The sequence below is a fragment of the Pseudomonas sp. W4I3 genome (genome assembly GCF_030816195.1).
Lineage (GTDB): Bacteria > Pseudomonadota > Gammaproteobacteria > Pseudomonadales > Pseudomonadaceae > Aquipseudomonas.
Map to the genome: position 1 here is coordinate 3,183,892 of NZ_JAUSXS010000001.1, position 21,912 is coordinate 3,205,803.

Here is a 21,912-nt window from a genome sequence, read left to right on the forward strand (position 1 = left end):
CAGTACATCTGGTCACTGACACTCCGCTATCGGGAGCAAGCCCCCTCCCACATTTGGTTTTGCGGTGAGTCCGTTTCAGTCGTCAAACCCAACCTGCTCGTGAATCTCATCCACCTTCAGCTCCAACCGATACGCCACCGCAATGAACAAGGCCTGGCACAGGCACAAGGTGGCGCTCAATGAGCGGAAGGCAAACGACGAACCCTCATTGACCAACAACACCGCGTTGGCCCGCTTGGCCAGAGGCGACAGGTTGCTGTCGGTGATGATCAGCGTTTTGGCCTGGTGATGCTGGGCGATGCGCAGGCAGTGTTGGGTCTCTTTGCCGTAAGGCGTGAAGCTGATGGCGATCACCAGGTCATTGGCGCGCACGCTGCGCATCTGCTCGCGGTAGCTGCCGCCCAGGCCCGAGATCAGGTGGATGCGTTTGTTGGTGTGCTGCAGGTTGTACACCAGGTAGTCGGCCACCGCGAATGAGCGGCGCACGCCGACCACGTAGATATTGTCGGCATTGACCACCAGGTCCACGGCCTTGTCGAAGGCCACGTCGTCGAGCTCCATGCCCAGGCGTTCAATGCCTGACAACGTCGCATTGACGCACTCGCGCGCCAGGTCGCCGCCACTGGCCTTCTGCGACTTATTGGCGATCATGCTGCGGATGCGTTGCTGGTAGTTCTGCACCGGCGTGGTCTTGTGGGTGTACGCCTCGCGAAACAGCGCCTGCATCTCACTGAACCCACTGAAGCCGAAACGCTGGGAGAAGCGCACGATGGCCGAGGGGTGCACTTCGCATTCCCGGGCGATATCGCTGATGCGGTCGACCATGATGCGGTCGCTCTGCTGGCTCATGTAGCTGGCGATGCGCTTGAGTTGGCGCGGCAGGCTTTCGTATTCGTCGGTGATCAGCTGCAACAGGCGCTCGGCATTGATCGGAGGGCTGGCGATTGTATCTTCCAGGTTGATCTCGGGATCGGTGCGGGACATGGGCAATCCTTCTGGCGTGTTCGTCTGGTGCGCTGATGGGTGGCGCAAGTCTACAGGGTAGGCGCAAAAAAATACCTCGGCATCACGGCCCGCGTGGGCTGCTGAAACGATGCACGACGGCTGCCGCAGCATTATGCCGGCTTATTGGAAAAAATATTCCACTAAAAATAATTATGGAATAAATATTGATTGCCGCCGCCGGACGTTCTAGTCTGCTCCCCACCAAGAGCGTTTGCCGTCGTCATGGCGGCACAGCGCAGGCTGATAAAAATAACAGGAGCCAGCATGGGCCAGACTCGTTTTGCCAGTGGGCGTCAATTGGATCTGATTTGCCTCGGACGCCTGGGCGTCGACCTCTATGCGCAGCAAGTGGGGGCGCGGCTTGAGGACGTGTCCAGCTTTGCCAAATACCTCGGCGGTTCCTCCGCCAATATCGCCTTCGGCACCGCGCGGCTGGGTCTCAAGTCGGCGATGCTCAGCCGTGTGGGCGACGACCACATGGGCCGCTTTCTCGTGGAATCCCTGGCCCGTGAAGGCTGCGATGTCAGCGCGATCAAGGTCGACCCAGAGCGCCTCACCGCCCTGGTGCTGCTCGGCCTCAAGGACCGTGAAACCTTCCCCCTGGTGTTCTACCGCGAAAACTGCGCCGACATGGCCCTGCGCGCCGAAGACATCAGCGAAGCCTTCATTGCCTCCAGTAAAGCGCTGCTGATCACCGGCACGCATTTCTCGACCGATGGCGTGTACAAGGCCAGCATCCAGGCGCTGGATTACGCCGCCAAGCACAACGTCAAACGCGTGCTCGACATCGATTACCGCCCTGTACTATGGGGCCTGGCCGGCAAGGCCGATGGCGAGACCCGTTTCGTTGCCGACCAGAACGTCAGCCAGCATGTGCAGAAGATCCTGCCGCGTTTCGACCTGATCGTCGGCACCGAAGAAGAGTTCTTGATCGCTGGCGGCAGTGAAGACTTGCTCAGCGCGCTGCGTACCGTGCGCGAACTGACGCCGGCCACTCTGGTGGTCAAGCTCGGTCCGCAAGGCTGCACGGTGATCCACGGCGCCATTCCAGAACGACTGGAAGACGGTGCGATCTACCCCGGCGTGCGCGTGGAAGTGCTCAATGTGCTGGGCGCCGGCGATGCCTTTATGTCGGGTTTTCTCAGCGGTTGGCTCAATGATGCCAGTGATGAACGCTGCAGCCAGTTGGCCAATGCCTGCGGCGGCCTGGTGGTGTCGCGCCACGCCTGCGCACCGGCCATGCCGACACCCGCCGAGTTGGAGTACCTGTTCAACAGCCCGGTACCGATCACCCGGCCGGACCAGGATGCGACCCTGCAACGCCTGCACCGCGTCAGCGTGCCGCGCAAAACCTGGAAGCAGCTGTTCGTGTTCGCCTTCGACCATCGCTGGCAATTGGTGGACCTGGCGCAGAAAGGCGGTCAGGACCTGGCGCGCATCAGTGATGCCAAACAATTGTTTATCCAGGCCATCGAACGCGTCGAGAAGAAACTTGCTGATCAAGGCGTAGAAGCCGACGTCGGCCTGCTCGCCGACCAGCGCTTCGGCCAGGACGCCCTCAATGCCGCCAGCGGTCGCGGCTGGTGGATCGCCCGCCCGGTGGAAGTACAGAACTCGCGGCCCCTGGCGTTCGAGCACGGTCGCTCGGTCGGCAGCAACCTGATCGCCTGGCCTCAGGAACAGATCATCAAGTGCCTGGTGCAATTTCATCCCGATGACGAACCGCTGCTGCGCCTGGAACAGGAAGCGCAACTCAAGGCGGTGTACGAAGCTTCGATTGTCAGCGGTCACGAACTGCTGCTGGAAGTGATCCCGCCCAAGGATCACCCCTCCACCTACCCGGATGTGCTGTATCGCAGCCTCAAGCGCCTGTACAACCTGGGCATTTACCCGGCGTGGTGGAAGATCGAGGCGCAATCGGCCGAAGACTGGAAAAAGCTCGACGAACTGATCGAAGAGCGCGACCCGTACTGCCGTGGTGTGGTGCTGTTGGGCCTGAATGCTTCGGCCGAATGCCTCGCCGACGGTTTCCAGCAAGCCAGCCAGAGTACGACCTGCCGAGGGTTTGCCGTGGGCCGCACGATCTTCCAGGAACCGAGCCGCGCGTGGATGGCGGGGGAGATTGATGATGAGACCCTAATCCAGCGTGTCCAGGCCACCTTCGAACAGCTTATTACCGCCTGGCGCAGCGCCCGAACTCAGTCACCGCTCTAAAAGTGAAATGCAATCCAATGTGGGAGGGGGCTTGCTCCCGATGGCGGTAGTTCAGTTACAGAAGTTTTGCCTGATACACCGCTATCGGGAGCAAGCCCCCTCCCACAGAAAGCAGATCTCAGTGATACCTGAAAACAATAAAGGTGCAGCCATGCCCGCAATCCGAATTGGCATCAACCCGATCTCCTGGAGCAACGACGACCTGCCGGCGCTGGGCGGTGAAACGCCGCTGAGCACCGCGTTGAGCGAAGGCAAGGAGATCGGTTACGAAGGTTTTGAACTCAACGGCAAATTCCCCAAGGACGCCAAAGGCGTCGGCGACGTACTGCGCCCCTACGATCTGGCACTGGTCTCCGGCTGGTATTCCAGCCGTCTGGCGCGTCGTTCGGTGGCCGAAGAAATCGATGCTATCGCCGGCCATGTCGAGTTGCTCAAGCAGAACGGCGCAACCGTGCTGGTGTATGGCGAAGTCGCCGACTCGATCCAGGGTTCGCGCATCCGCTTGATCGAACGCCCACGCTTTCACAGCGAGCAGGCGTGGCAGGCGTATGCCGACAAACTCACTGAACTGGCGCGTTTCACCCTGTCCCAGGGCGTACGCCTGGCCTACCACCACCATATGGGCGCCTATGTCGAATCCCCCGAGGACATCGACCAACTGATGAAACGCACCGGCCCGGAAGTCGGCCTGCTGTTCGACTCGGGCCACTGCTACATGGGCGGCGGCGAACCCCTTGAGGTGCTGCGCAAACACATCGGGCGCATCTGCCACGTGCATTTCAAGGATGTGCGCAAACCCGTGGTGCAACTGGCGCGCAACCAGATGTGGAGTTTCCCAGACTGCATCGTCAACGGCACCTTCACCGTACCCGGCGATGGCGATATCGATTTTGCCGAGCTGCTCGATGTGCTGTTGGCCGCAAACTATGAGGGCTGGCTGGTGGTCGAGGCCGAGCAGGACCCGGCCGTGGCGCCCAGTTATATCTATGCGAAAAAGGGCTATGACACCTTGCGTGCGCTGCTCAACGAGAGGACTTAACCATGAGCTTGCTGGTCAAGAGCAATAAACGCGGGCAAACCATGGTCGCCCTGGAAACCGGGCGTCTGGAATACGTGGGTTTTTCCGCTTACCGCCTGAGCCTGGGCGAGACCCTGCCGGTCAGCGCCGACGATAAGGAACTGTGCCTGGTGCTGCTCAGCGGCCGGGTGAATATCGAAGGCGAAGGTTTCGACTGGCAGAACCTGGGGGATCGCCAGTCGGTGTTCGAAGACAAATCGCCGTTTGCCGCCTACCTGCCGCCCGGCACCACGGCGCAGGTCACGGCCTTGAGCGACGTGCAGATTGCCGTGTGTGCCGCGCCCGGTGCGCCGGGTTACGAACCGCGCCTGATCCGCCCCGAACAGTGCAAGCGCAGCGTGCGCGGTAAAGGCGCCAATACTCGCTACGTGTGCGACATCCTGCCCGACAGCGAGCCGGCGCATTCGCTGCTGGTGGTGGAAGTGCGTACCCCGTCCGGGCATTCGTCGAGCTACCCGCCGCACAAGCACGACACCGACGACTTGCCGCACCAGAGCTTTCTGGAAGAGACCTATTACCACCAGGTCAACCCGCCCCAGGGTTTCGTGTTCCAGCGGGTGTACACCGACGATCGCAGTATCGACCAGGCCATGGCCGTGGAAAACAGTGACTTGGTGGTGGTGCCCAAGGGCTATCACCCGGTCAGCGTGCCGTACGGCTACGAGTCGTATTACCTGAACGTGATGGCCGGGCCCAAGCGCGCCTGGCATTTCCATAACGACCCGCAGCACAGTTGGCTGCTGGACCTCTGAACGGTGTTGCACGGGAGAACAACAACAATGAAGTCGCCGCTACGTTTCGCCCTTAACCGCATGGTCGCGCCCAACCTGTCCCTGCCGGACTTTATCCAGTTGGCCGCGTCGCTCAAGTGCGATGCCATTGAGATCCGCAATGACCTCAAGGACCGCCAGATCGAATACGGCACGCCCGCCAGTCGCGTGCGCGAGTTGTGCGCGGTGCACGGCATCACGGTGCTGTCGATCAACGCGCTGTACCCCTTTGACGTCTGGAACGACGAACGCCGTGCCCAGGCCATCGAGATGGCCACCTATGCCCGCGAATGTGGCGCCCAGGGCCTGGTGATGTGCCCGTTCAATGAGCCGGGCGATACGCGCAATGAGGCCCAGCGCGCCGCCGGCTTGCGTACCGCCTTGAGCGAACTGGCGCCGATCCTGCGCGAGTACGGGATTCTTGGTTTCGTCGAGCCGCTGGGCTTCGAAGTGTCTGCGCTGCGCCGCAAGCGCGTGGCGGTTGACGCGATCAAGGCCATCGGCGGCCTGGATGTGTTTCGCGTGGTGCACGACACCTTCCATCATCACCTGGCCAGCGAACACGAGTTCTTCCCTGAGCTGACCGGGTTGGTGCATATCTCTGGCGTGGAAGAGCGCGAGGCGCCGCTCAACTCGATCCGTGACGGCCACCGCGTCCTGGTGGGCGAGGGCGATATCCTCGGCAATGCCGCGCAGATCGACACCTTGCTCAGCAGCGGCTACCGCGGCTACCTGTCGTTCGAACCGTTTGCGACCAGCGTGCATGAGCTGGCGGATATTCGGCAGGCCCTGGGCGCAAGCATCGCCCACCTGCAAAAACGTTAAGGGGCGCAACATGACCACAACCCGACTGACCATGGCCCAGGCCCTGGTGAAGTTCCTGGATAACCAATACATCGAAGTCGATGGCGTGCAGAGCAAGTTTGTCGCCGGGGTGTTCACGATTTTCGGCCACGGCAATGTGCTGGGCCTGGGCCAGGCGCTGGAGCAGGACAGCGGCGACCTGGTGGTGCATCAGGGCCGCAACGAACAAGGCATGGCCCACGCCGCCATCGGTTTCGCCAAGCAGCACCTGCGGCGCAAGATCTACGCGTGCACCGCGTCGGTGGGCCCCGGCGCGGCGAATATGCTCACCGCTGCGGCGACCGCGACCGCCAACCGTATTCCGTTGCTGCTGTTACCTGGCGATGTGTACGCCAGTCGCCAACCGGACCCGGTGCTGCAACAGGTCGAACAGTTCCACGACTTGAGCATCAGCACCAATGATGCGTTCCGCTCGGTGAGCAAATACTGGGACCGCATCAACCGCCCCGAGCAACTGATGACCGCCGCGATTCACGCCATGCGTGTGCTCACCGACCCTGCTGAAACCGGCGCGGTCACCCTGGCGCTGCCCCAGGATGTGCAGGCCGAAGCCTGGGATTATCCGGATTACTTCCTGCAAAAACGCGTGCACCGTATCGACCGGCGTCCGCCGACCACTGCGATGCTCGGCGATGCGCTGGCGGCGTTCAGTGGCAAGCGCAAGCCGCTGATCATCTGCGGTGGCGGCGTCAAATATTCCGGCGCGAATGCCGCGCTGCAGGCCTTTGCCGAGCGCTTCGATATTCCCTTCGCCGAAACCCAGGCGGGCAAGAGCGCGGTGGTGTCCAGCCATGCGCTGAACGTCGGCGGCATTGGCGAGACCGGCTGCCTGGCGGCCAACCTGCTGGCCCCCGAGGCGGACCTGATCATCGGTATCGGTACCCGTTATACCGACTTCACCACCTCGTCCAAATCCCTGTTCAAGCACGCCGAAGTGAAGTTTCTCAACCTCAATGTCTGCCCCGGCGATGCGTTGAAACTCGACGGTGTGCAGGTGCTGGCGGATGCCAAAGCGGCCCTTGAAGCCCTGGCCGATGCCCTGGGTGATTACCGCTCCGGTTGGGGCGAACAGGTGCGCGAGGCCAAGGCGCAACTGGAGGCTGAAGTGGACCGCGTGCACCAGGTCGAATACCTGGGCGATGATTTCGTCCCCGAAGTCGACGACCACCTGGACCGCGCGGTACTGCGCGAATTCATCGAGCTGACCGGCTCGTGCCTGACCCAGAGCCGGGTGCTGGGGGTGCTCAATGCGACACTCGCCGACGACGCAATCATTGTCGCCGCCGCCGGCAGCCTGCCCGGCGATTTGCAGCGCGCCTGGCGCAGCAAGGGCGTCAACACCTACCACGTCGAATACGGCTATTCGTGCATGGGCTACGAGATCAACGCCGCCCTCGGCGTCAAGCTGGCCGAGCCGAGCAAAGAGGTGTACGCGCTGGTCGGGGATGGCTCCTACATGATGCTGCATTCGGAGCTGGCCACCTCGATCCAGGAGCGGCGCAAGATCAACGTGGTACTGCTCGACAACATGGCGTTCGGTTGCATCAACAACCTGCAGATCGGCAACGGCATGGACAGCTTCGGCACCGAGTTCCGCTATCGCAACCCGGCGAGCGGCAAGCTCGACGGCGGCCTGGTGCCGGTGGATTTCGCCATGAGCGCGGCGGCCTATGGGTGCAAGACCTACAAGGTCAGCAGCGTAGAAGAACTTGAAGCCGCATTGGCCGATGCGCGTACCCAGACTGTGTCGACGCTGATCGATATCAAAGTGCTGCCCAAGACCATGGTCCACGGCTACCTGTCGTGGTGGCGAGTGGGGGTGGCGCAGGTGTCCACCAGCGAACGCACCAACGCCGCCGCGAAAAAACTCAATGAACACCTGGCCAAGGCCCGGCAGTACTAATAACAAGAGGAGTGTTTGTATGTCGTTGAAGCTTGGAGTGATCGGTACCGGTGCCATTGGCCGTGACCATATTCGTCGTTGCAGCCAGACCCTGCTCAACAGCCAGGTGGTGGCGGTCACCGATATCAACCTTGAGCAGGCCGCCAAGGTGGTGGCTGACCTGAAGCTGGACGCCGAGGTGTACCCGAACGGCCACGCGCTGATCAACTCGCCGCAGGTGCAGGCCGTGCTGGTGACCTCGTGGGGGCCGAGCCACGAAGAGTTCGTGCTTGCCGCCATCGCGGCCGGTAAGCCGGTGTTCTGCGAAAAACCCCTGGCGGTGACCGCCGAAGGCTGCCGCAAAATCGTCGAAGCCGAAGTTGCCTACGGCAAGCGCCTGGTACAGGTCGGGTTCATGCGCCCGTACGACGAAGGCTACCGCGCACTCAAAGCGGTGATCGACAGCGGCCAGATCGGCGAGCCGCTGATGCTGCACTGCGCCCATCGCAACCCGACGGTGGGCGAGAACTACAAGACCGACATGGCGATTACCGACACCCTGATCCACGAGTTGGATGTACTGCGTTGGTTGCTCAACGACGACTACGTTTCCGTGCAGGTGGTGTTCCCGCGCAAGACCAGCAAGGCCCTGGCCCACCTGCGCGACCCGCAGATCGTGCTGCTGGAAACCGCCAAGGGCACGCGTATCGACGTGGAAGTGTTCGTCAACTGCCAATACGGCTACGACATTCAGTGCGAAGTGGTGGGGGAGAGCGGTATCGCCAAGCTGCCGGAGCCTTCCCAGGTGCAGCTGCGCAGTGAAGCGAAGTTGTCGAACGCGATTCTGATGGATTGGAAGGACCGGTTTATCGGCGCCTATGACGTGGAGTTGCAGGCGTTCATTGACAGCGTGCGCGCCGGGCAAGTGGGCGGGCCGTCGGCGTGGGACGGGTTTGCAGCGGCGGTGGCGGCGGATGCCTGTATTGAAGCGCAGGGCAGTGGGCAGATCGTCAAGGTCAGCCTGCCGGATCGCCCGCATTTCTACGGCTGATCACAATTTCACAGGTGCAACCGGGTCAATGTGGGAGGGGGCTTGCTCCCGATAGCTGAGTATCAGTCAATAAATCTGGACCTGATACACCGCCATCGGGAGCAAGCCCCCTCCCACATTTGATCGGTTCCACTTCAAGTAAGGAGTGAGTTTATGCGAATCGGACTAGTCGGCTACGGCCATGGAGGGCGCTTTTTTCATGCGCCGCTGATTGCAACATTGGCGGGTGCCACGTTTGTCGGCGTGGTCACGCGCTCTCCCGAGCGGCGCCAGCAACTGAATACCGATCTTCCAGGGCTAAAGGCCTTCGACAGCATCGGCAAGATCGTCGAGGCCGGCGTCGACGCCCTCGTTATCTCCACCACCCTCAAAGGCCGCCCGGCCTTGGTGCTTGAGGCCATCGAGCACGGCGTGGCGGTGGTCAGCGACAAGCCCTTCGCCGCCAACGCCGAGCAGGCCCAGGCCTTGATCACCGCCGCTGAACGCCAAGGCACCTTGCTCAGTGTCTACCAGAACCGCCGCTGGGACTCGGATTACCTGACCCTGCGCAAACTCATCGATGCCGGTGCCCTGGGTAAGATCACCCGCTTTGAATCCCGCGTCGAACGCTACAGCCCGCAGGCCGTGGGCAATGCCAGCGGCGGCGGTTGGTTGCGCGACCTCGGTAGCCATCTGGTCGATCAGGCCCTGCAGCTGTTCGGCCCGGTGGACCGGGTATTCGCACAATTGCAATTCACTGCCGAGCATCCCACCCTCGATCACGGTTTTTTCGTCGCGCTGACCCACGCCAACGGGGTGGTTTCGCACCTGTGGGGCAGTGCGCTGCAAAACAACCAGGCGCCGCGCTTTCGCGTCAGCGGCACGCTGGGTTGTTACACCGTGGAAGGGCTGGATGGGCAGGAAGAGGCGCTGATGGCCGGCAAGACGCCGAAAACCGAAGGCGAGCACTGGGGTGCCGAAGAGCATCGACGCTGGGGCTGGTTCGAACAAGGGCCGGAGCGCGAAAGGGTGCCGTCGGAAAAGGGCTGTTGGACGCAGTTCTATCGCCAGTTGCAAAGTGCCGTGCAAGGCCAGGGGCCGCTGCCGGTGAACGCCTATGACGCGCTGGAAACCACCCGTATATTGGACGCCGCGCGCCTGAGTGCCGAGCGCCAGCAGGTGGTTTCGACAAAAATAGAATAAAATTCTAAAACAGGTTGATATGGAAATTATTTTCCAATAAAGTCTTTTCCAGGTTGCATAAAGTATGTCTTGGGCTCGACCCAGGCGACTCAACAAAAACAAGATCAAAACAACCAGGTACCGTCAGATGAAAATCTTCAACGCTGTACTGCGAGTTTTACGCCCTGCCCACACGCCACGCGGACTGCCCCGCGCCCGGCCGTTCTACTTCTCCTTCCTCAATGTGCTGTGCGTCGAAAACCAGGGCGCGCTGGTCTGCTGCATTCCAGGCGCGCCTGTCGTACGGGTGCCCGCCGAGCGCTGATAAACGTAACGTCCATAAAACCAACAAGAAAGTGGAGACAGACCGTTCATGAAGACCCCGATCCGTTTTACCGCGCTGGCCCTGTCAATGCTGCTCGCCAGTGGCGTGGCCAGCGCCGCTGACATCAAGGTGGGTGTGAGCATGTCCGCCTTCGATGACACCTTCCTGACCTACCTGCGCGAAGACATGGACAAGCAGGCCAAGTCCTATCCCAAGGGCGACGGCGTGCAACTGCAGTTTGAAGATGCCCGCGCCGATGTGGTGAAGCAATTGAGCCAGGTCGAAAACTTTATCAGCCAGAAAGTCGACGCCATCATCGTCAACCCGGTAGACACCGCCTCCACCGCGAACATCATCAAGGCCGCCACCGCCGCGAAGATTCCGCTGGTGTTCGTCAACCGTCGTCCCGACCAGAAAGACTTGCCCAAGGATGTTGTCGCGGTGACCTCCGATGACGTGGAAGCCGGCAAGCTGCAAATGCAGTACATCGCCGAAAAACTCGGCGGCAAGGGCAAGATCGTGATCCTGCTGGGCGACCTGGCGAACAACTCCACCACCAACCGCACCAAGGGCGTGAAGGAAGTCTTGGCCAACTACCCCGGCATCAAGATCGAACAGGAACAGACCGGCAGCTGGTTGCGCGACAAGGGCATGACCCTGGTCAACGACTGGCTGACCCAGGGCCGCGAGTTCAATGCCGTGCTGGCCAACAACGACGAGATGGCGATCGGCGCGTCCATGGCGCTGAAGTCGGCGGGCACCAAGCCCGGCACGGTGTTGATCGCTGGGGTTGACGGTACGCCGGACGGCCTCAATGCGATCACCAAGGGCGACATGGCCGCCTCGGCGTTCCAGGACGCCAAGGGCCAGGCCGTGGGCTCAGTGGAAGCGGCGCGCAAGATGGCCAGGAACGAGGCGGTGGAGCAGAACGTGGTGATCCCGTTCAAGCTGATCACCCCGGACAACGTCAAAGACTTCAAGTAGCCCTGACTTCACAAACCTAAGCCGGCAGGGCGGTCACGGCCGCCCTGCAGATGGAGTACCTTTCTATGCTCGCTCACGCCACTGTCTCGCAGCCGCCGGGTATCCAGCCGCTGGCGCAGGACGAACCCTACCTGCTGGAAATTCTCAACATCAGCAAAGGCTTTCCCGGCGTCGTGGCCCTGGACGATGTGCAGCTGCGCGTGCGCCCCGGCACGGTGCTGGCGCTGATGGGCGAGAACGGTGCGGGCAAGTCGACGCTGATGAAAATCATCGCCGGCATCTATCAGCCCGATGCCGGCGAAATTCGCCTGCGTGGCAAGCCGATCACCTTCGACACGCCGCTGGCGGCGCAGAAGGCCGGGATCGCGATGATCCACCAGGAACTCAACCTGATGCCGCATATGAGCATCGCCGAAAATATCTGGATCGGCCGTGAGCAGCTCAACAGCCTGCACATGGTCAACCACCGCGAAATGCACCGCTGCACCGCCGAGTTGCTGGCGCGCTTGCGCATCAACCTCGACCCGGAAGAGCAGGTGGGCAACCTGAGCATCGCCGAGCGGCAGATGGTCGAGATCGCCAAGGCCGTGTCCTATGACTCCGACATCCTGATCATGGATGAACCGACGTCGGCGATTACCGAAAAGGAAGTCGCTCACCTGTTTTCGATCATTGCCGACCTCAAATCCCAGGGCAAAGGCATCGTCTACATCACGCATAAAATGAACGAAGTGTTCGCCATTGCCGATGAAGTGGCGGTGTTTCGCGACGGTCAGTACATCGGCCTGCAACGTGCCGACAGCATGGACAGCGACAGCCTGATCTCGATGATGGTCGGCCGTGAGCTGAGCCAGTTGTTCCCGGTACGCGAGACGCCGATTGGCGAGTTGCTGCTGTCGGTGCGCGACTTGAGCCTGGACGGCGTGTTCAAGGACGTTTCGTTTGACCTGCACGCCGGTGAAATCCTCGGCATCGCCGGGCTCATGGGCTCGGGCCGCACCAACGTGGCGGAAACCATTTTCGGCATCACCCCCAGCAGCAGCGGGCAGATCACCCTCGACGGCAAGCCGGTGCGCATCAGCGACCCGCACATGGCCATCGAAAAGGGCTTCGCGCTGTTGACCGAGGACCGCAAGCTCAGTGGCCTGTTCCCCTGCCTGTCGGTGCTGGAAAACATGGAAATGGCGGTGCTGCCGCACTATTCGGGCAACGGTTTCATCCAGCAAAAGGCCTTGCGCGCCTTATGCGAGGACATGTGCAAGAAGCTGCGGGTAAAAACCCCCTCGCTGGAACAGTGCATCGACACCCTGTCTGGCGGTAACCAACAGAAGGCGCTGCTGGCGCGCTGGCTGATGACCAACCCGCGCCTGTTGATCCTCGATGAGCCGACCCGCGGCATCGACGTGGGTGCCAAGGCAGAGATCTATCGCTTGATCGCCTTCCTCGCCAGCGAAGGCATGGCGGTGATCATGATTTCCTCGGAACTGCCCGAAGTGCTCGGCATGAGCGACCGGGTGATGGTGATGCACGAAGGCGAACTGATGGGCACCCTGGATCGTGCGGATGCCACCCAGGAAAAAGTCATGCAACTGGCCTCCGGTATGACCGCGGTCCACTGACTCCAGAATAAGAAGGTGATTGGTTATGAACGCAATAACAGACAACAAGCCGGCGATGGCACCGGTCAAGAACCGTCGACGCATGCCCACCGAGCTGAGCATCTTCCTGGTGCTGATCGGTATCGGCCTGGTGTTCGAACTGTTCGGCTGGATCGTGCGCGACCAGAGCTTCTTGATGAACTCCCAGCGTCTGGTGCTGATGATCCTGCAAGTGTCGATCATCGGCCTGCTGGCCATCGGCGTGACCCAGGTGATCATCACCACCGGGATCGACCTGTCTTCCGGTTCGGTGCTGGCCTTGTCAGCGATGATCGCTGCAAGTCTGGCGCAGACATCCGACTTTTCCCGAGCGGTGTTTCCGTCCCTGACCGACCTGCCGGTGTGGATCCCGGTGGCGATGGGCCTGGGCGTGGGACTGCTGGCGGGGGCGATCAACGGCAGCATTATCGCGGTGACCGGGATTCCGCCGTTTATCGCGACACTGGGCATGATGGTCTCGGCCCGTGGCTTGGCGCGTTACTACACTGAAGGCCAGCCGGTGAGCATGCTTTCGGATTCGTACACGGCCATCGGCCATGGCGCGATGCCAGTGCTCATCTTTCTGGTGGTGGCGGTGATTTTCCATATCGCCCTGCGCTACACCAAGTACGGCAAGTACACCTACGCCATCGGCGGCAACATGCAGGCGGCGCGCACCTCGGGGATCAACGTCAAGCGCCACCTGATCATCGTCTACAGCATCGCCGGTCTGCTGGCAGGCCTGGCAGGCGTGGTGGCTTCGGCCCGCGCAGCGACCGGCCAGGCCGGCATGGGCATGTCCTACGAGCTGGACGCGATTGCCGCCGCGGTGATCGGCGGCACCAGCCTGGCGGGCGGGGTAGGGCGCATCACCGGCACCGTGATCGGCGCATTGATCCTAGGCGTGATGGCCAGCGGGTTTACCTTTGTCGGGGTGGATGCGTATATCCAGGACATCATCAAGGGGCTGATCATCGTGGTGGCGGTGGTGATCGACCAGTATCGCAACAAGCGCAAGCTCAAGCGCTGAAGCAGTTTAAAAATGTGGGAGGGGGCTTGCTCCCGATTGCGGTGCCTCAGTCAAACAGATGGCGACTGACACTGCGCAATCGGGAGCAAGCCCCCTCCCACATGGAGTATGTGCGCCAGCTTGTTCAACCGTTTGTCTTCTATATAGCTCCACTGGACTGAATTTCTTGCTATAAACGCACTCCGATGACCGTTCGCCAAGCCCGTCCTGGTGCTTTTGGGGGTTGATCGGGAAAAATGCCTGTCATTTCAGTTGCTGCGCCTTCCAGTCGGCCTTAGACTGCCGCCCCTCGTAAATTGAGTGCCGGGTGGCGCTTGGAATGGATGGCGCCTTTGCGAGACCTCCAGAGGTCGGCCGGAACGCTCCCTTATTCGCCTTAATGCACGTATTTTTTATAGAGAAATCAATGACAAAGGAAAAGTTGCTGGCCATGCCGGCGGATGACTACATGAATGCCGAACAGCACGCTTTTTTCGAGAAGTTGCTGCAAGACATGAAAGTGGAACACCACGAGCGCATTGAACAGAACCGTATCGCCATTGAAAGCCTGGACACCCCGGCCGACCCGGCCGACGCCGCTTCCGTGGAAGAAGAGCGCACCTGGCTGGTCAATGCCATCGACCGCGACCAGCGCATGTTGCCGCAACTGGAGCGTGCCCTGGAACGCATCAAGGAAGATTCTTTTGGCTGGTGTGATGACAGCGGCGAGCCTATCGGCCTCAAGCGCCTGCTGATCAGCCCGACCACCAAATACTGCATCGAAGCCCAAGAGCGCCACGAGCAGATCGACAAGCACCAGCGTCAAGCCTGATGCGGTGTACGGGGGGCCGCATGATCGGCTCCCCCGGAGAGTTTTTCGTTACGCCCTGGTTATTGATCTGCTGCAAGCACCCGTACTAAAGGCCCATGGATAATGGCCCGATACTGGCGTTTAATGCAGACACAATAACGACAAGCAGCGGGGTAACGACAATGGCTGGAGACGGATCTCTGATGGGCGCAGCAGTACCACCGCAAACGGTGGCACGCGTGCTGCCCGGCTGGCTGACACCGCTCTTGCAGAGCACCGCGCTGGTGCTGTTAATGCTGGGTCTGGCGTCTACCCGCTTGCCGCTCTACCTCTGCCTGCCACTGGCCTTGCTGGTGATCTGGCTGCCCCGCCTGAAAAAAACCAGGCCTGTCGTGGCTCACGCCGCCGCCAGCGATGCGATTGGCGAGCTGACGCGCGACCTGTCCCATACCACCAGCCACAATGCACTTTCAGCTGCGGGCGTGGCCTATTCGGTCAAGCAGTTGGCGGCGCGTCTGCAATCGCAGTTGAGCGCCTCCCAGCAGATCGTCAGCAGCGCGCAAGTGATGATTGGCACCGAACACGTCACCTCCCAACTCAGCCGCCAGGCCCTGGGCGCCGCCGGCCAGGCCCATCAGCGCAGCAGCGAAGGCCGTGAGGTGCTGGTGCAGTCGATCACGCGCATGCATCAGCTCAGCCAGCGTGCCGATGCCAGCCGCGAGCTGATCGAGGCATTGAGCCAGCGCAGCGAGGAAATCCAGCGCGTGACGCTGGTGATCCAGTCTATCGCCAGCCAGACCAACCTGCTCGCGCTGAACGCGGCGATCGAGGCGGCGCGGGCCGGGGAGCATGGTCGCGGGTTTGCCGTGGTCGCCGATGAAGTGCGCGGCCTCGCTGGTCGCACTGCCACGGCCACCGATGAGGTCGGGGTGATGGTCGCCGATATCCAGCAACGCACGGCCCAGGTGGTGGAGCAGATTCGCCAGCTGTCGGCGGACCTGCACACCGGCGTCGAACAGGTGGAACATGCCGGCGAACACCTGGCGAGCATTGCCAGCCTGGCGGCGGACGTGGAACAACAGGTCAATGAAATCGCCCAGGGCACCGACACCAACCGCACGCAGCTCGACAGTCTGTTCCACGCCGTGGAGCAGATGCGCAGCGACCTCACGGTAAGCGACCAGCAAACCCGCCAGCTCGCCGACGCGGCGGTGCAAATGGAAGGGCAGGCCGAAACCATCAGCGAGCGCCTGGCGCAAGTCGGCCTGGATGACTATCACCAGCGTATCTACGACCTGGCCCGCGAAGGCGCCCGGCGCATTGGCGAACAGTTCGAGACGGATGTACTGCACAACCGGATCAGCCAGGAGGATCTGTTCGACCGCAGCTACACGCTGATTCCGAATACCAGCCCGAGCAAATACAAGACGCGTTTTGACGCGTACACCGACCAAGTGCTGCCCGCCATTCAGGAAGCTTTGTTGCCGCGCCACGAAGGCCTGGTGTTTGCCATCGCCTGTACCCCGCAGGGCTATGTACCCACGCACAACAAAGCGTTTTCCCACGCCTTGACCGGAGATGTCGGGGTGGACGCAGTGCAAAACCGTACCAAGCGCAAGTTTGACGACCGCACCGGCTTGCGCTGTGGCAGCCATCAACAAGCCATGTTGCTGCAGACCTACACGCGCGACACCGGCGAACTGATGCACGATTTGTCGGTGCCGATCATGGTGCAAGGACGACATTGGGGTGGCTTGCGCCTAGGCTACAAGCCACAGGGCTCCACGCCAAAACCCTAGGGATTGTTTCCGTTTATGCAACGAAGCTATTCCCGGGGTCGCGAAGAGGCGCAAGAGTGCAAGGCTGCCTGGCAAGCGCTGCTGCGCCTGGAACAGTCAGACAGCCTGCATTGAATCAAATGGCGGGAGACTCGTGCAGCAGGGCGTTGAGGTCATCGACCGCGGGCGCCCATTCGGCGTCGACGTGCAATTGTTCCCGCAGGAAACTGGCCTGTTGCTCGCTCCAGAACGGCGCATCGACAAGCTTTACCTCGTCCGGCAGACGGTGCTCGGCGGTGAAGCGTTCGATAGCTTCCTGAGTGGAATCCAGGCCCAGTTGTTCAAACAGGGTTTCAAGTGTCGGGGTAGTGGTGTCCATAATATTCTCCATGCGAGCCGATTATCGTCATGCATGTGAGGGGCAGGGCACGCCAGAGTTCTATCGGATTGTCACGAATTGAGCGCGCCTGAATCGACGGCGGTTTTCAGGGCCTTGGCCGCTTCTTTGCCGGCGATGGCGGCAGCATCTACGGTTTTGAACCAACGGTCTTTCTCTACCTGATGCGCTGTGACTGTGGTCAACGGTGGTTTGGCCCGCATAATGATGACCGCTTGAAACTCACCGTCTACTTCCCTGGCATCGCCATGGATAAAAAATTCGCCAATATCAAATTCCGTCACGTATAGCCTTCCCTTCGCGGTAACTGCACTGATGAAACCTGACCCGCAGGGGGGCAAACTTCAATGGACGGGGCAGTATGGCAGTTGTTGAAGGGCCGCTGTGCAGTAAAGTCAGCCAGGTGACGAAACGTGCGTGCCGTGCAGGCTGTGCAGGCTGGCTTCCAGCGCCTTGGCCAGCGCACAGGCTTTGGTGTGGTCGCTGCGAAAGCCTTTTATCCTGCCACTGGTCACTTCCTGGATATGGAAAAAGTTCTTTCCGGCGGGCAGCACCCGATAAAGCACGGAATTGGAGTACACATCGGGTGCAGGTAAGCAGTAGTATTGACGTTCGTCTGGACATGATGGACGAGTGTGAAAGGACGTTTCGTTGTGTTGACGTCGTTGCATGCTCAGCTCCTGTCGATCAACCTTGTTGATATAGCCGCCACGTTTGCGGTGGTTTTGACTTGTGTTGCTGTTTTACTATTGTCGTCGGCAGCTCGCGCCTGGTTCCATGCCCGGGTATTTTCTTTTGTGATGCGTGTCGGAAAACTGCGTTTTTAATCAGGTTATTCTCTGAAGTTGCTCGACTCGTATTCTCGGGTCGTTGAACCTGTGATTTGCTGTGTTGCCGGATGACCTTGCAAAAGGGCCACCGCGCCTATCCGTACGGGTCTTATGGGTTTTCTTCAGATTTTTAACGAGTGTGTAATCGTGCCGTAACGGCCGTTTTTTTGTGCTGTCCGCTTACGCGGCCGGTGCTATTTCGATGTGGGGGCGTTTCCTTGGCAGTCAGTAATCTGGATATGCACGCGTTATTCGTGCTGGGTGATTTGCGCGCAAAGTTGGTCAAGCTGTTTCAATCTCGTTTTGTCTACGTCACCGAACAGACGCCGGAAGGTATCTACGTCGCTGAGATCGATACCGAAGCGGCGCTGGTCGTGGACGACAAGCAACGCCTTGAACTCAAGGTAGGCGACCATTTTCGCGCGGCAGTGTTGCCCAGCCGCGAAGGTGGAAAGTTCGAACTTAAATTTCGCGATATCAAGTTGACCGTGTATGGCCTGGGTGATTACGCCTTTGTGTCATCAGCTGAGGGTGAGGGCATTGTGTTCAAGGAAGGCCATAGCGTCATGCTGGTGTTCGCTGCCCATGAACAATTGCAGGAAGGCCTGACCAAAACCCTCAAGACCGTGACAGGCAAAGCCGCCAAGTGGCGCAAGGGCGAACTGGTGACGTTCAAGGCCAGCGAGTAAGCGGTAATTACTGCGAACTTCCTTTGTCTCCCGGAACCTCTACTACAGTTGAGTTGACTTAACTACTCAGAGGCTTCGCGCATAGCAGCAAGGCCGTTCGCTTATTGCTGCGTTATCGCGAGGTGCTTGGGGATGAAAGGATTGAGAACACTGCTGGCGGCATCGCTGACGGCCGTGGGGCTGTCAATGGCGTCACTGCCCGCGTCGGCAGCACAGGCGCCTGTGCACTTTGCCGACCTGAACTGGGAAAGTGGCAGCCTGATCACCGAAGTACTGCGGTTCATCGTCGAGAAGGGCTACGACTTGCCCACCGACACTTTGCCCGGCACCACCATCACATTGGAAACCGCCCTGGCCAAGAATGACATACAGGTGATCGGTGAAGAGTGGGCGGGCCGCAGCCCGGTCTGGGTCAAGGCCGAGGCTGAAGGCAAGGTGGTGGGCCTGGGCGATACGGTCAAGGGCGCCACCGAAGGCTGGTGGGTGCCGGAGTACGTGGTCAAGGGTGACCCAAGCAAGAATATCAAGCCGCTGGCCCCGGACCTGAAAAGCGTAAACGATCTGGCGCGCTACAAGGATGTGTTCAAAGACCCGGAATCACCGGGCAAAGGACGCTTCCTCAACAGCCCCATCGGCTGGACCTCGGAAGTGGTCAACAAGCAAAAGCTCAAGGCGTATGGCCTGGACGACAGCTACGTGAACTTCCGCAGCGGCTCGGGGGCAGCACTGGATGCCGAGATTGCGTCGTCGATCCGCCGAGGCAAGCCGGTGCTGTTCTACTACTGGTCGCCTACACCGTTGATGGGCCGCTATAAGTTGATTCAGCTCGAAGAACCGCCGTTCGACGCGGAGGCCTGGAAGACCCTGACGGATGCGGACAATCCGAACCCCAAGCCGACGCGGTCTCTGGCTTCCAAGTTGAGCATCGGGGTATCCACGCCGTTCCAGAAGGAGCACCCGCAGATCGCCCAGTTCTTCGAGAAGGTCGAGTTTCCCATCGAACCGCTGAACAAGGCATTGGCGACGATGAGCGAGCATCACACGCCACCCAGGGAAGTCGCCCAGGCGTTCCTCAAGGAGCATCCTGAGGTGTGGAAGGCGTGGTTGACGGACGACGTGGCCGGTAAGGTCGAGGCGAGCCTCAAGTAGAGGGCAGAGCCGAATGATGGAGTCCGGATCGTTCCCACGCGTGGGAACGATCACACGAGCTTCGACGCTAGAAGCGCGTCTGCACCGCTAACTCAAAGGTTCGCGGGGAGCCCAGATAATACGCCGGCGATACGTGGGCAAACTCGGCGTACACCTCGTTGGTCAAGTTACGGACCCGACCGGTTATCGAGGTCTGCGTATCCCATTTGTAGCGCAGGAACGTACCCAGCAACGTGTAGGCCGGTACCGTCTGGGTGTTGGCATTGTCGGCATACACCTGGGCGACGTAGCGCGCATCCACACCGCCTTGCCAGTCCTCGGTAAAATCATAGGTCAGCCACAGATTGCCCACGCGCTTGGGCACGTTAGTCGGCGTATTGCCCTTGCGCGACACCACGGCACCGCTGGCGGTTTTCTCGTTGAAGTCATCGTATTGTGCATCCACCCAGGCGAAGTTTCCCTCAGCCAGCAGTCTGGGGGTTATGCGTAGCGAACTGGCCAGTTCGATGCCCCTGGAGGACTGCGCACCCACGGGAATGCTGCGGGTCGGATCCTGTGGGTCGGTCACGGCGAAATCCTTGCGCTCGATCCTGTACGCGGCAAGCGTGGCGGCGCCACGACCGTCCAGGTAGTCAAACTTGCTGCCGATTTCCCACTGTTTGCCAGTCGACACGTCGAATACTTGGGTCGTGGTACTCGGCTGCTCGGCAGCGGTGCTGTATTGCACGTAGACGTTGGCCGATGGAATGAACTGGTAGGTCAAACCCACGCGCCCGGTCACCGGTTCCCAACGGCGCTTGAAATGCCGTGGGTTGGAGGCGGTTATCGTCCGGTGGTTGGTGACGTCAAGGTCGATGGCGTCATAGCGCAGGCCGGAGAGCAGCGACAGTTTGTCGGTCAAGCCCAGGCGGTTTTCCACGAACAGCGCCTTGGTCGTCACTGCATTGGTCTTGTCTTTGATAAAGCCGGGTCGGGTGCCGGGAATGTCGTAGAAGTGACCCGGGTTGTAGCCGTTCGGGTCTACCGTGCTGTTGCCCGGCACATTCAAGGGGCTATTGGTGGTGCTGTTGACCTTGTATTCGAACCCGCCGGACCAGGTGGTGGGCAGGCCGAAGACTGTGTCCTCGTGGCGCAGCTCGAACTGGTTGCCGTGCTGCTCACCCTGATGGCGCACCTGATAGGCGGTCGAGCGGTTCACCGCGCTGTTATCGGCGTTGTACTGGTAAGTCTCCAGGTTGCGGTAGTCGCGCTGACTGTCGAGGTGATAGAGGGTGTTTTTAAGGTGAGTGCTGTCGTTGATCCGGTAATCGATGATTGAGCGTGCCCAAAGTGTGCGCTGCTCGTAGCGCCCATCTGCGACGTTGTAGTTGTTGAAGCGGTTGTGCTTGTCAATCTTCAGTTCGCCGGCCTTGGGATTGAGTACCGGGGTGCCCCAGTAGGGGCTGTCCTCGTGTTCGTCCTGATATTCCAGCGCCAGGGTATGGGACAGGTCCGGGGTCAGGTCGCTGAGCAGGGAAAACGCCAGGCTCCAGGCTTCGCGCTGGTCGCGGTCGATGTAGCTGTGCTGCGTGTTGCGGCTAACATCCAGGCGCGCGTAATGCTGCACATTGGCGCCTGGCTCCGTCAGCGCAGAGTTGAGGCCAATAGCCATGCCGGCGGTGTCATAGCTGCCATAGGTCAGTTGGCCTTCGGCGGCCTGTTCGTCACGGCTGGCCAGTTTGGTCACGTAGTTGAGCGAGCCGCCTACGGAGCCTGCGCCATTGATCAGTGAGGAGGGGCCGCCCACCAGTTCGACACGGTCGTAAATCCACGTATCCACTGGCCGCGCCAGGCCTGTGGCGACATTGATGCCGTTGAACATCTGGGTGATCTGGCTGCTGGTGAATCCGCGGTATGAAACAAAACCTCCAAAGCCTGGTGGCGCGCTGGCGTTGACGCCGGGCAGGGTATTCGCCGCTTCGCGGAAGGTCCTTGCGCCACGGCGCTCGATGTCGTTGCGCGAAGCGATGGCCACCGACGCCGGGGTTTCGCGCATGCTCAATCCCAATCGCGACGCCACACCGCTGGATTGATCCAGGGCCAGGCCGGGATCAGCGGTTTGCTCGCCGTCAATGGTGGTCGGGGCCAGCTCAAGGGCTGGGGCGCAGACAGGCAGGCAGCCGAAAAGGCCCGCCAGCAGGGGAATATGTTTCATGGTTGAATCCTGAAAACGTGGCTTGAAAACAACGCACGGCCGCACGTGCTCCTCAGGGAAACGCGGGGTCAGTGCAAAGGGTTA

At 60.7% G+C, this 21,912-nt stretch carries 21 protein-coding genes; 15 read left to right on the forward strand and 6 right to left on the reverse strand.

The features are described from left to right. Positions 1-75: 75 nt before the first annotated feature. Positions 76-984: a MurR/RpiR family transcriptional regulator gene (locus QF045_RS14570; protein WP_306492806.1), complete on the reverse strand. Its 909-nt coding sequence runs from the start codon at positions 982-984 to the stop codon at positions 76-78. A 161-nt stretch (positions 985-1,145) separates the two neighbouring features. Then, the gene (locus QF045_RS14575; protein WP_306492807.1) at positions 1,146-1,271 is read right to left on the reverse strand and encodes a hypothetical protein; all 126 of its coding nucleotides are present in this window, start codon (positions 1,269-1,271) and stop codon (positions 1,146-1,148) included. On the opposite strand from QF045_RS14575, the gene iolC reads away from it, so the two are divergent. The 13 genes from iolC (at position 1,270) to QF045_RS14640 (ending at position 16,590) form a co-directional block, all read left to right on the forward strand. Beyond that, entirely contained in the window at positions 1,270-3,219 is a 1,950-nt protein-coding gene (gene iolC / locus QF045_RS14580) for a 5-dehydro-2-deoxygluconokinase (RefSeq protein WP_306492808.1), read from the forward strand. The two genes, QF045_RS14575 and iolC, sit on opposite strands and share 2 nt — an antisense overlap. 151 nt (positions 3,220-3,370) lie before the next feature. Next, a complete protein-coding gene (gene iolE / locus QF045_RS14585) occupies positions 3,371-4,258 on the forward strand; it encodes a myo-inosose-2 dehydratase (protein ID WP_306492809.1) in 888 nt (295 codons plus the stop codon). Between the two features lie 2 nt (positions 4,259-4,260). Further along, complete coding sequence (gene iolB, locus QF045_RS14590) at positions 4,261-5,049, forward strand: 5-deoxy-glucuronate isomerase (RefSeq protein ID WP_306492810.1); 789 nt, start codon at positions 4,261-4,263, stop codon at positions 5,047-5,049. 27 nt (positions 5,050-5,076) lie between these two features. After that, the gene (locus QF045_RS14595; RefSeq protein ID WP_306492811.1) at positions 5,077-5,892 is read left to right on the forward strand and encodes a TIM barrel protein; all 816 of its coding nucleotides are present in this window, start codon (positions 5,077-5,079) and stop codon (positions 5,890-5,892) included. 10 nt (positions 5,893-5,902) lie between these two features. Continuing rightward, positions 5,903-7,834, forward strand: a complete 1,932-nt coding sequence (iolD, locus tag QF045_RS14600; RefSeq protein WP_306492812.1) for a 3D-(3,5/4)-trihydroxycyclohexane-1,2-dione acylhydrolase (decyclizing) — start codon at positions 5,903-5,905, stop codon at positions 7,832-7,834. A gap of 19 nt (positions 7,835-7,853) precedes the next feature. Continuing rightward, complete coding sequence (locus QF045_RS14605; RefSeq protein ID WP_306492813.1) at positions 7,854-8,864, forward strand: Gfo/Idh/MocA family protein; 1,011 nt, start codon at positions 7,854-7,856, stop codon at positions 8,862-8,864. 153 nt (positions 8,865-9,017) lie between these two features. Further along, entirely contained in the window at positions 9,018-10,046 is a 1,029-nt protein-coding gene (locus tag QF045_RS14610) for a Gfo/Idh/MocA family oxidoreductase (RefSeq protein ID WP_306492814.1), read from the forward strand. 127 nt (positions 10,047-10,173) lie between these two features. Beyond that, positions 10,174-10,350, forward strand: a complete 177-nt coding sequence (locus tag QF045_RS14615) for a hypothetical protein (RefSeq protein ID WP_164485572.1) — start codon at positions 10,174-10,176, stop codon at positions 10,348-10,350. A 48-nt stretch (positions 10,351-10,398) separates the two neighbouring features. Then, a complete protein-coding gene (locus tag QF045_RS14620) occupies positions 10,399-11,334 on the forward strand; it encodes a sugar ABC transporter substrate-binding protein (protein WP_306492815.1) in 936 nt (311 codons plus the stop codon). A 65-nt stretch (positions 11,335-11,399) separates the two neighbouring features. Continuing rightward, complete coding sequence (locus QF045_RS14625; RefSeq protein WP_306492816.1) at positions 11,400-12,953, forward strand: sugar ABC transporter ATP-binding protein; 1,554 nt, start codon at positions 11,400-11,402, stop codon at positions 12,951-12,953. A gap of 25 nt (positions 12,954-12,978) precedes the next feature. After that, positions 12,979-14,001 carry an ABC transporter permease gene (locus QF045_RS14630; protein ID WP_306492817.1) on the forward strand — a complete coding sequence of 341 codons (1,023 nt, stop codon included), beginning with the start codon at positions 12,979-12,981 and terminating at the stop codon, positions 13,999-14,001. A gap of 406 nt (positions 14,002-14,407) precedes the next feature. Further along, positions 14,408-14,812: a TraR/DksA C4-type zinc finger protein gene (locus QF045_RS14635; RefSeq protein ID WP_003191666.1), complete on the forward strand. Its 405-nt coding sequence runs from the start codon at positions 14,408-14,410 to the stop codon at positions 14,810-14,812. A gap of 545 nt (positions 14,813-15,357) precedes the next feature. Continuing rightward, the gene (locus QF045_RS14640; RefSeq protein WP_373424480.1) at positions 15,358-16,590 is read left to right on the forward strand and encodes a methyl-accepting chemotaxis protein; all 1,233 of its coding nucleotides are present in this window, start codon (positions 15,358-15,360) and stop codon (positions 16,588-16,590) included. A gap of 115 nt (positions 16,591-16,705) precedes the next feature. On the opposite strand, the gene QF045_RS14645 is transcribed toward QF045_RS14640, so the two are convergent. The 3 genes from QF045_RS14645 to QF045_RS14655 all read right to left on the reverse strand — a co-directional run bounded on the left by QF045_RS14645 (position 16,706) and on the right by QF045_RS14655 (position 17,637). Further along, entirely contained in the window at positions 16,706-16,948 is a 243-nt protein-coding gene (locus tag QF045_RS14645) for a DUF2789 domain-containing protein (RefSeq protein ID WP_306492819.1), read from the reverse strand. A gap of 71 nt (positions 16,949-17,019) precedes the next feature. After that, entirely contained in the window at positions 17,020-17,250 is a 231-nt protein-coding gene (locus QF045_RS14650; RefSeq protein WP_306492820.1) for a hypothetical protein, read from the reverse strand. Positions 17,251-17,361: 111 nt separating this feature from the next. Further along, positions 17,362-17,637 carry a hypothetical protein gene (locus tag QF045_RS14655; RefSeq protein ID WP_306492821.1) on the reverse strand — a complete coding sequence of 92 codons (276 nt, stop codon included), beginning with the start codon at positions 17,635-17,637 and terminating at the stop codon, positions 17,362-17,364. A gap of 377 nt (positions 17,638-18,014) precedes the next feature. Between QF045_RS14655 and QF045_RS14660 the strand changes: the two genes are divergently transcribed. Together QF045_RS14660 and QF045_RS14665 are read left to right on the forward strand one after the other, a co-directional pair. After that, complete coding sequence (locus QF045_RS14660) at positions 18,015-18,485, forward strand: hypothetical protein (protein ID WP_373424443.1); 471 nt, start codon at positions 18,015-18,017, stop codon at positions 18,483-18,485. 132 nt (positions 18,486-18,617) lie between these two features. Beyond that, positions 18,618-19,634: an ABC transporter substrate-binding protein gene (locus QF045_RS14665; RefSeq protein WP_306492822.1), complete on the forward strand. Its 1,017-nt coding sequence runs from the start codon at positions 18,618-18,620 to the stop codon at positions 19,632-19,634. Between the two features lie 67 nt (positions 19,635-19,701). On the opposite strand, the gene QF045_RS14670 is transcribed toward QF045_RS14665, so the two are convergent. Beyond that, complete coding sequence (locus QF045_RS14670) at positions 19,702-21,828, reverse strand: TonB-dependent siderophore receptor (protein WP_306492823.1); 2,127 nt, start codon at positions 21,826-21,828, stop codon at positions 19,702-19,704. Between the last annotated feature and the right edge of the window lie 84 nt (positions 21,829-21,912).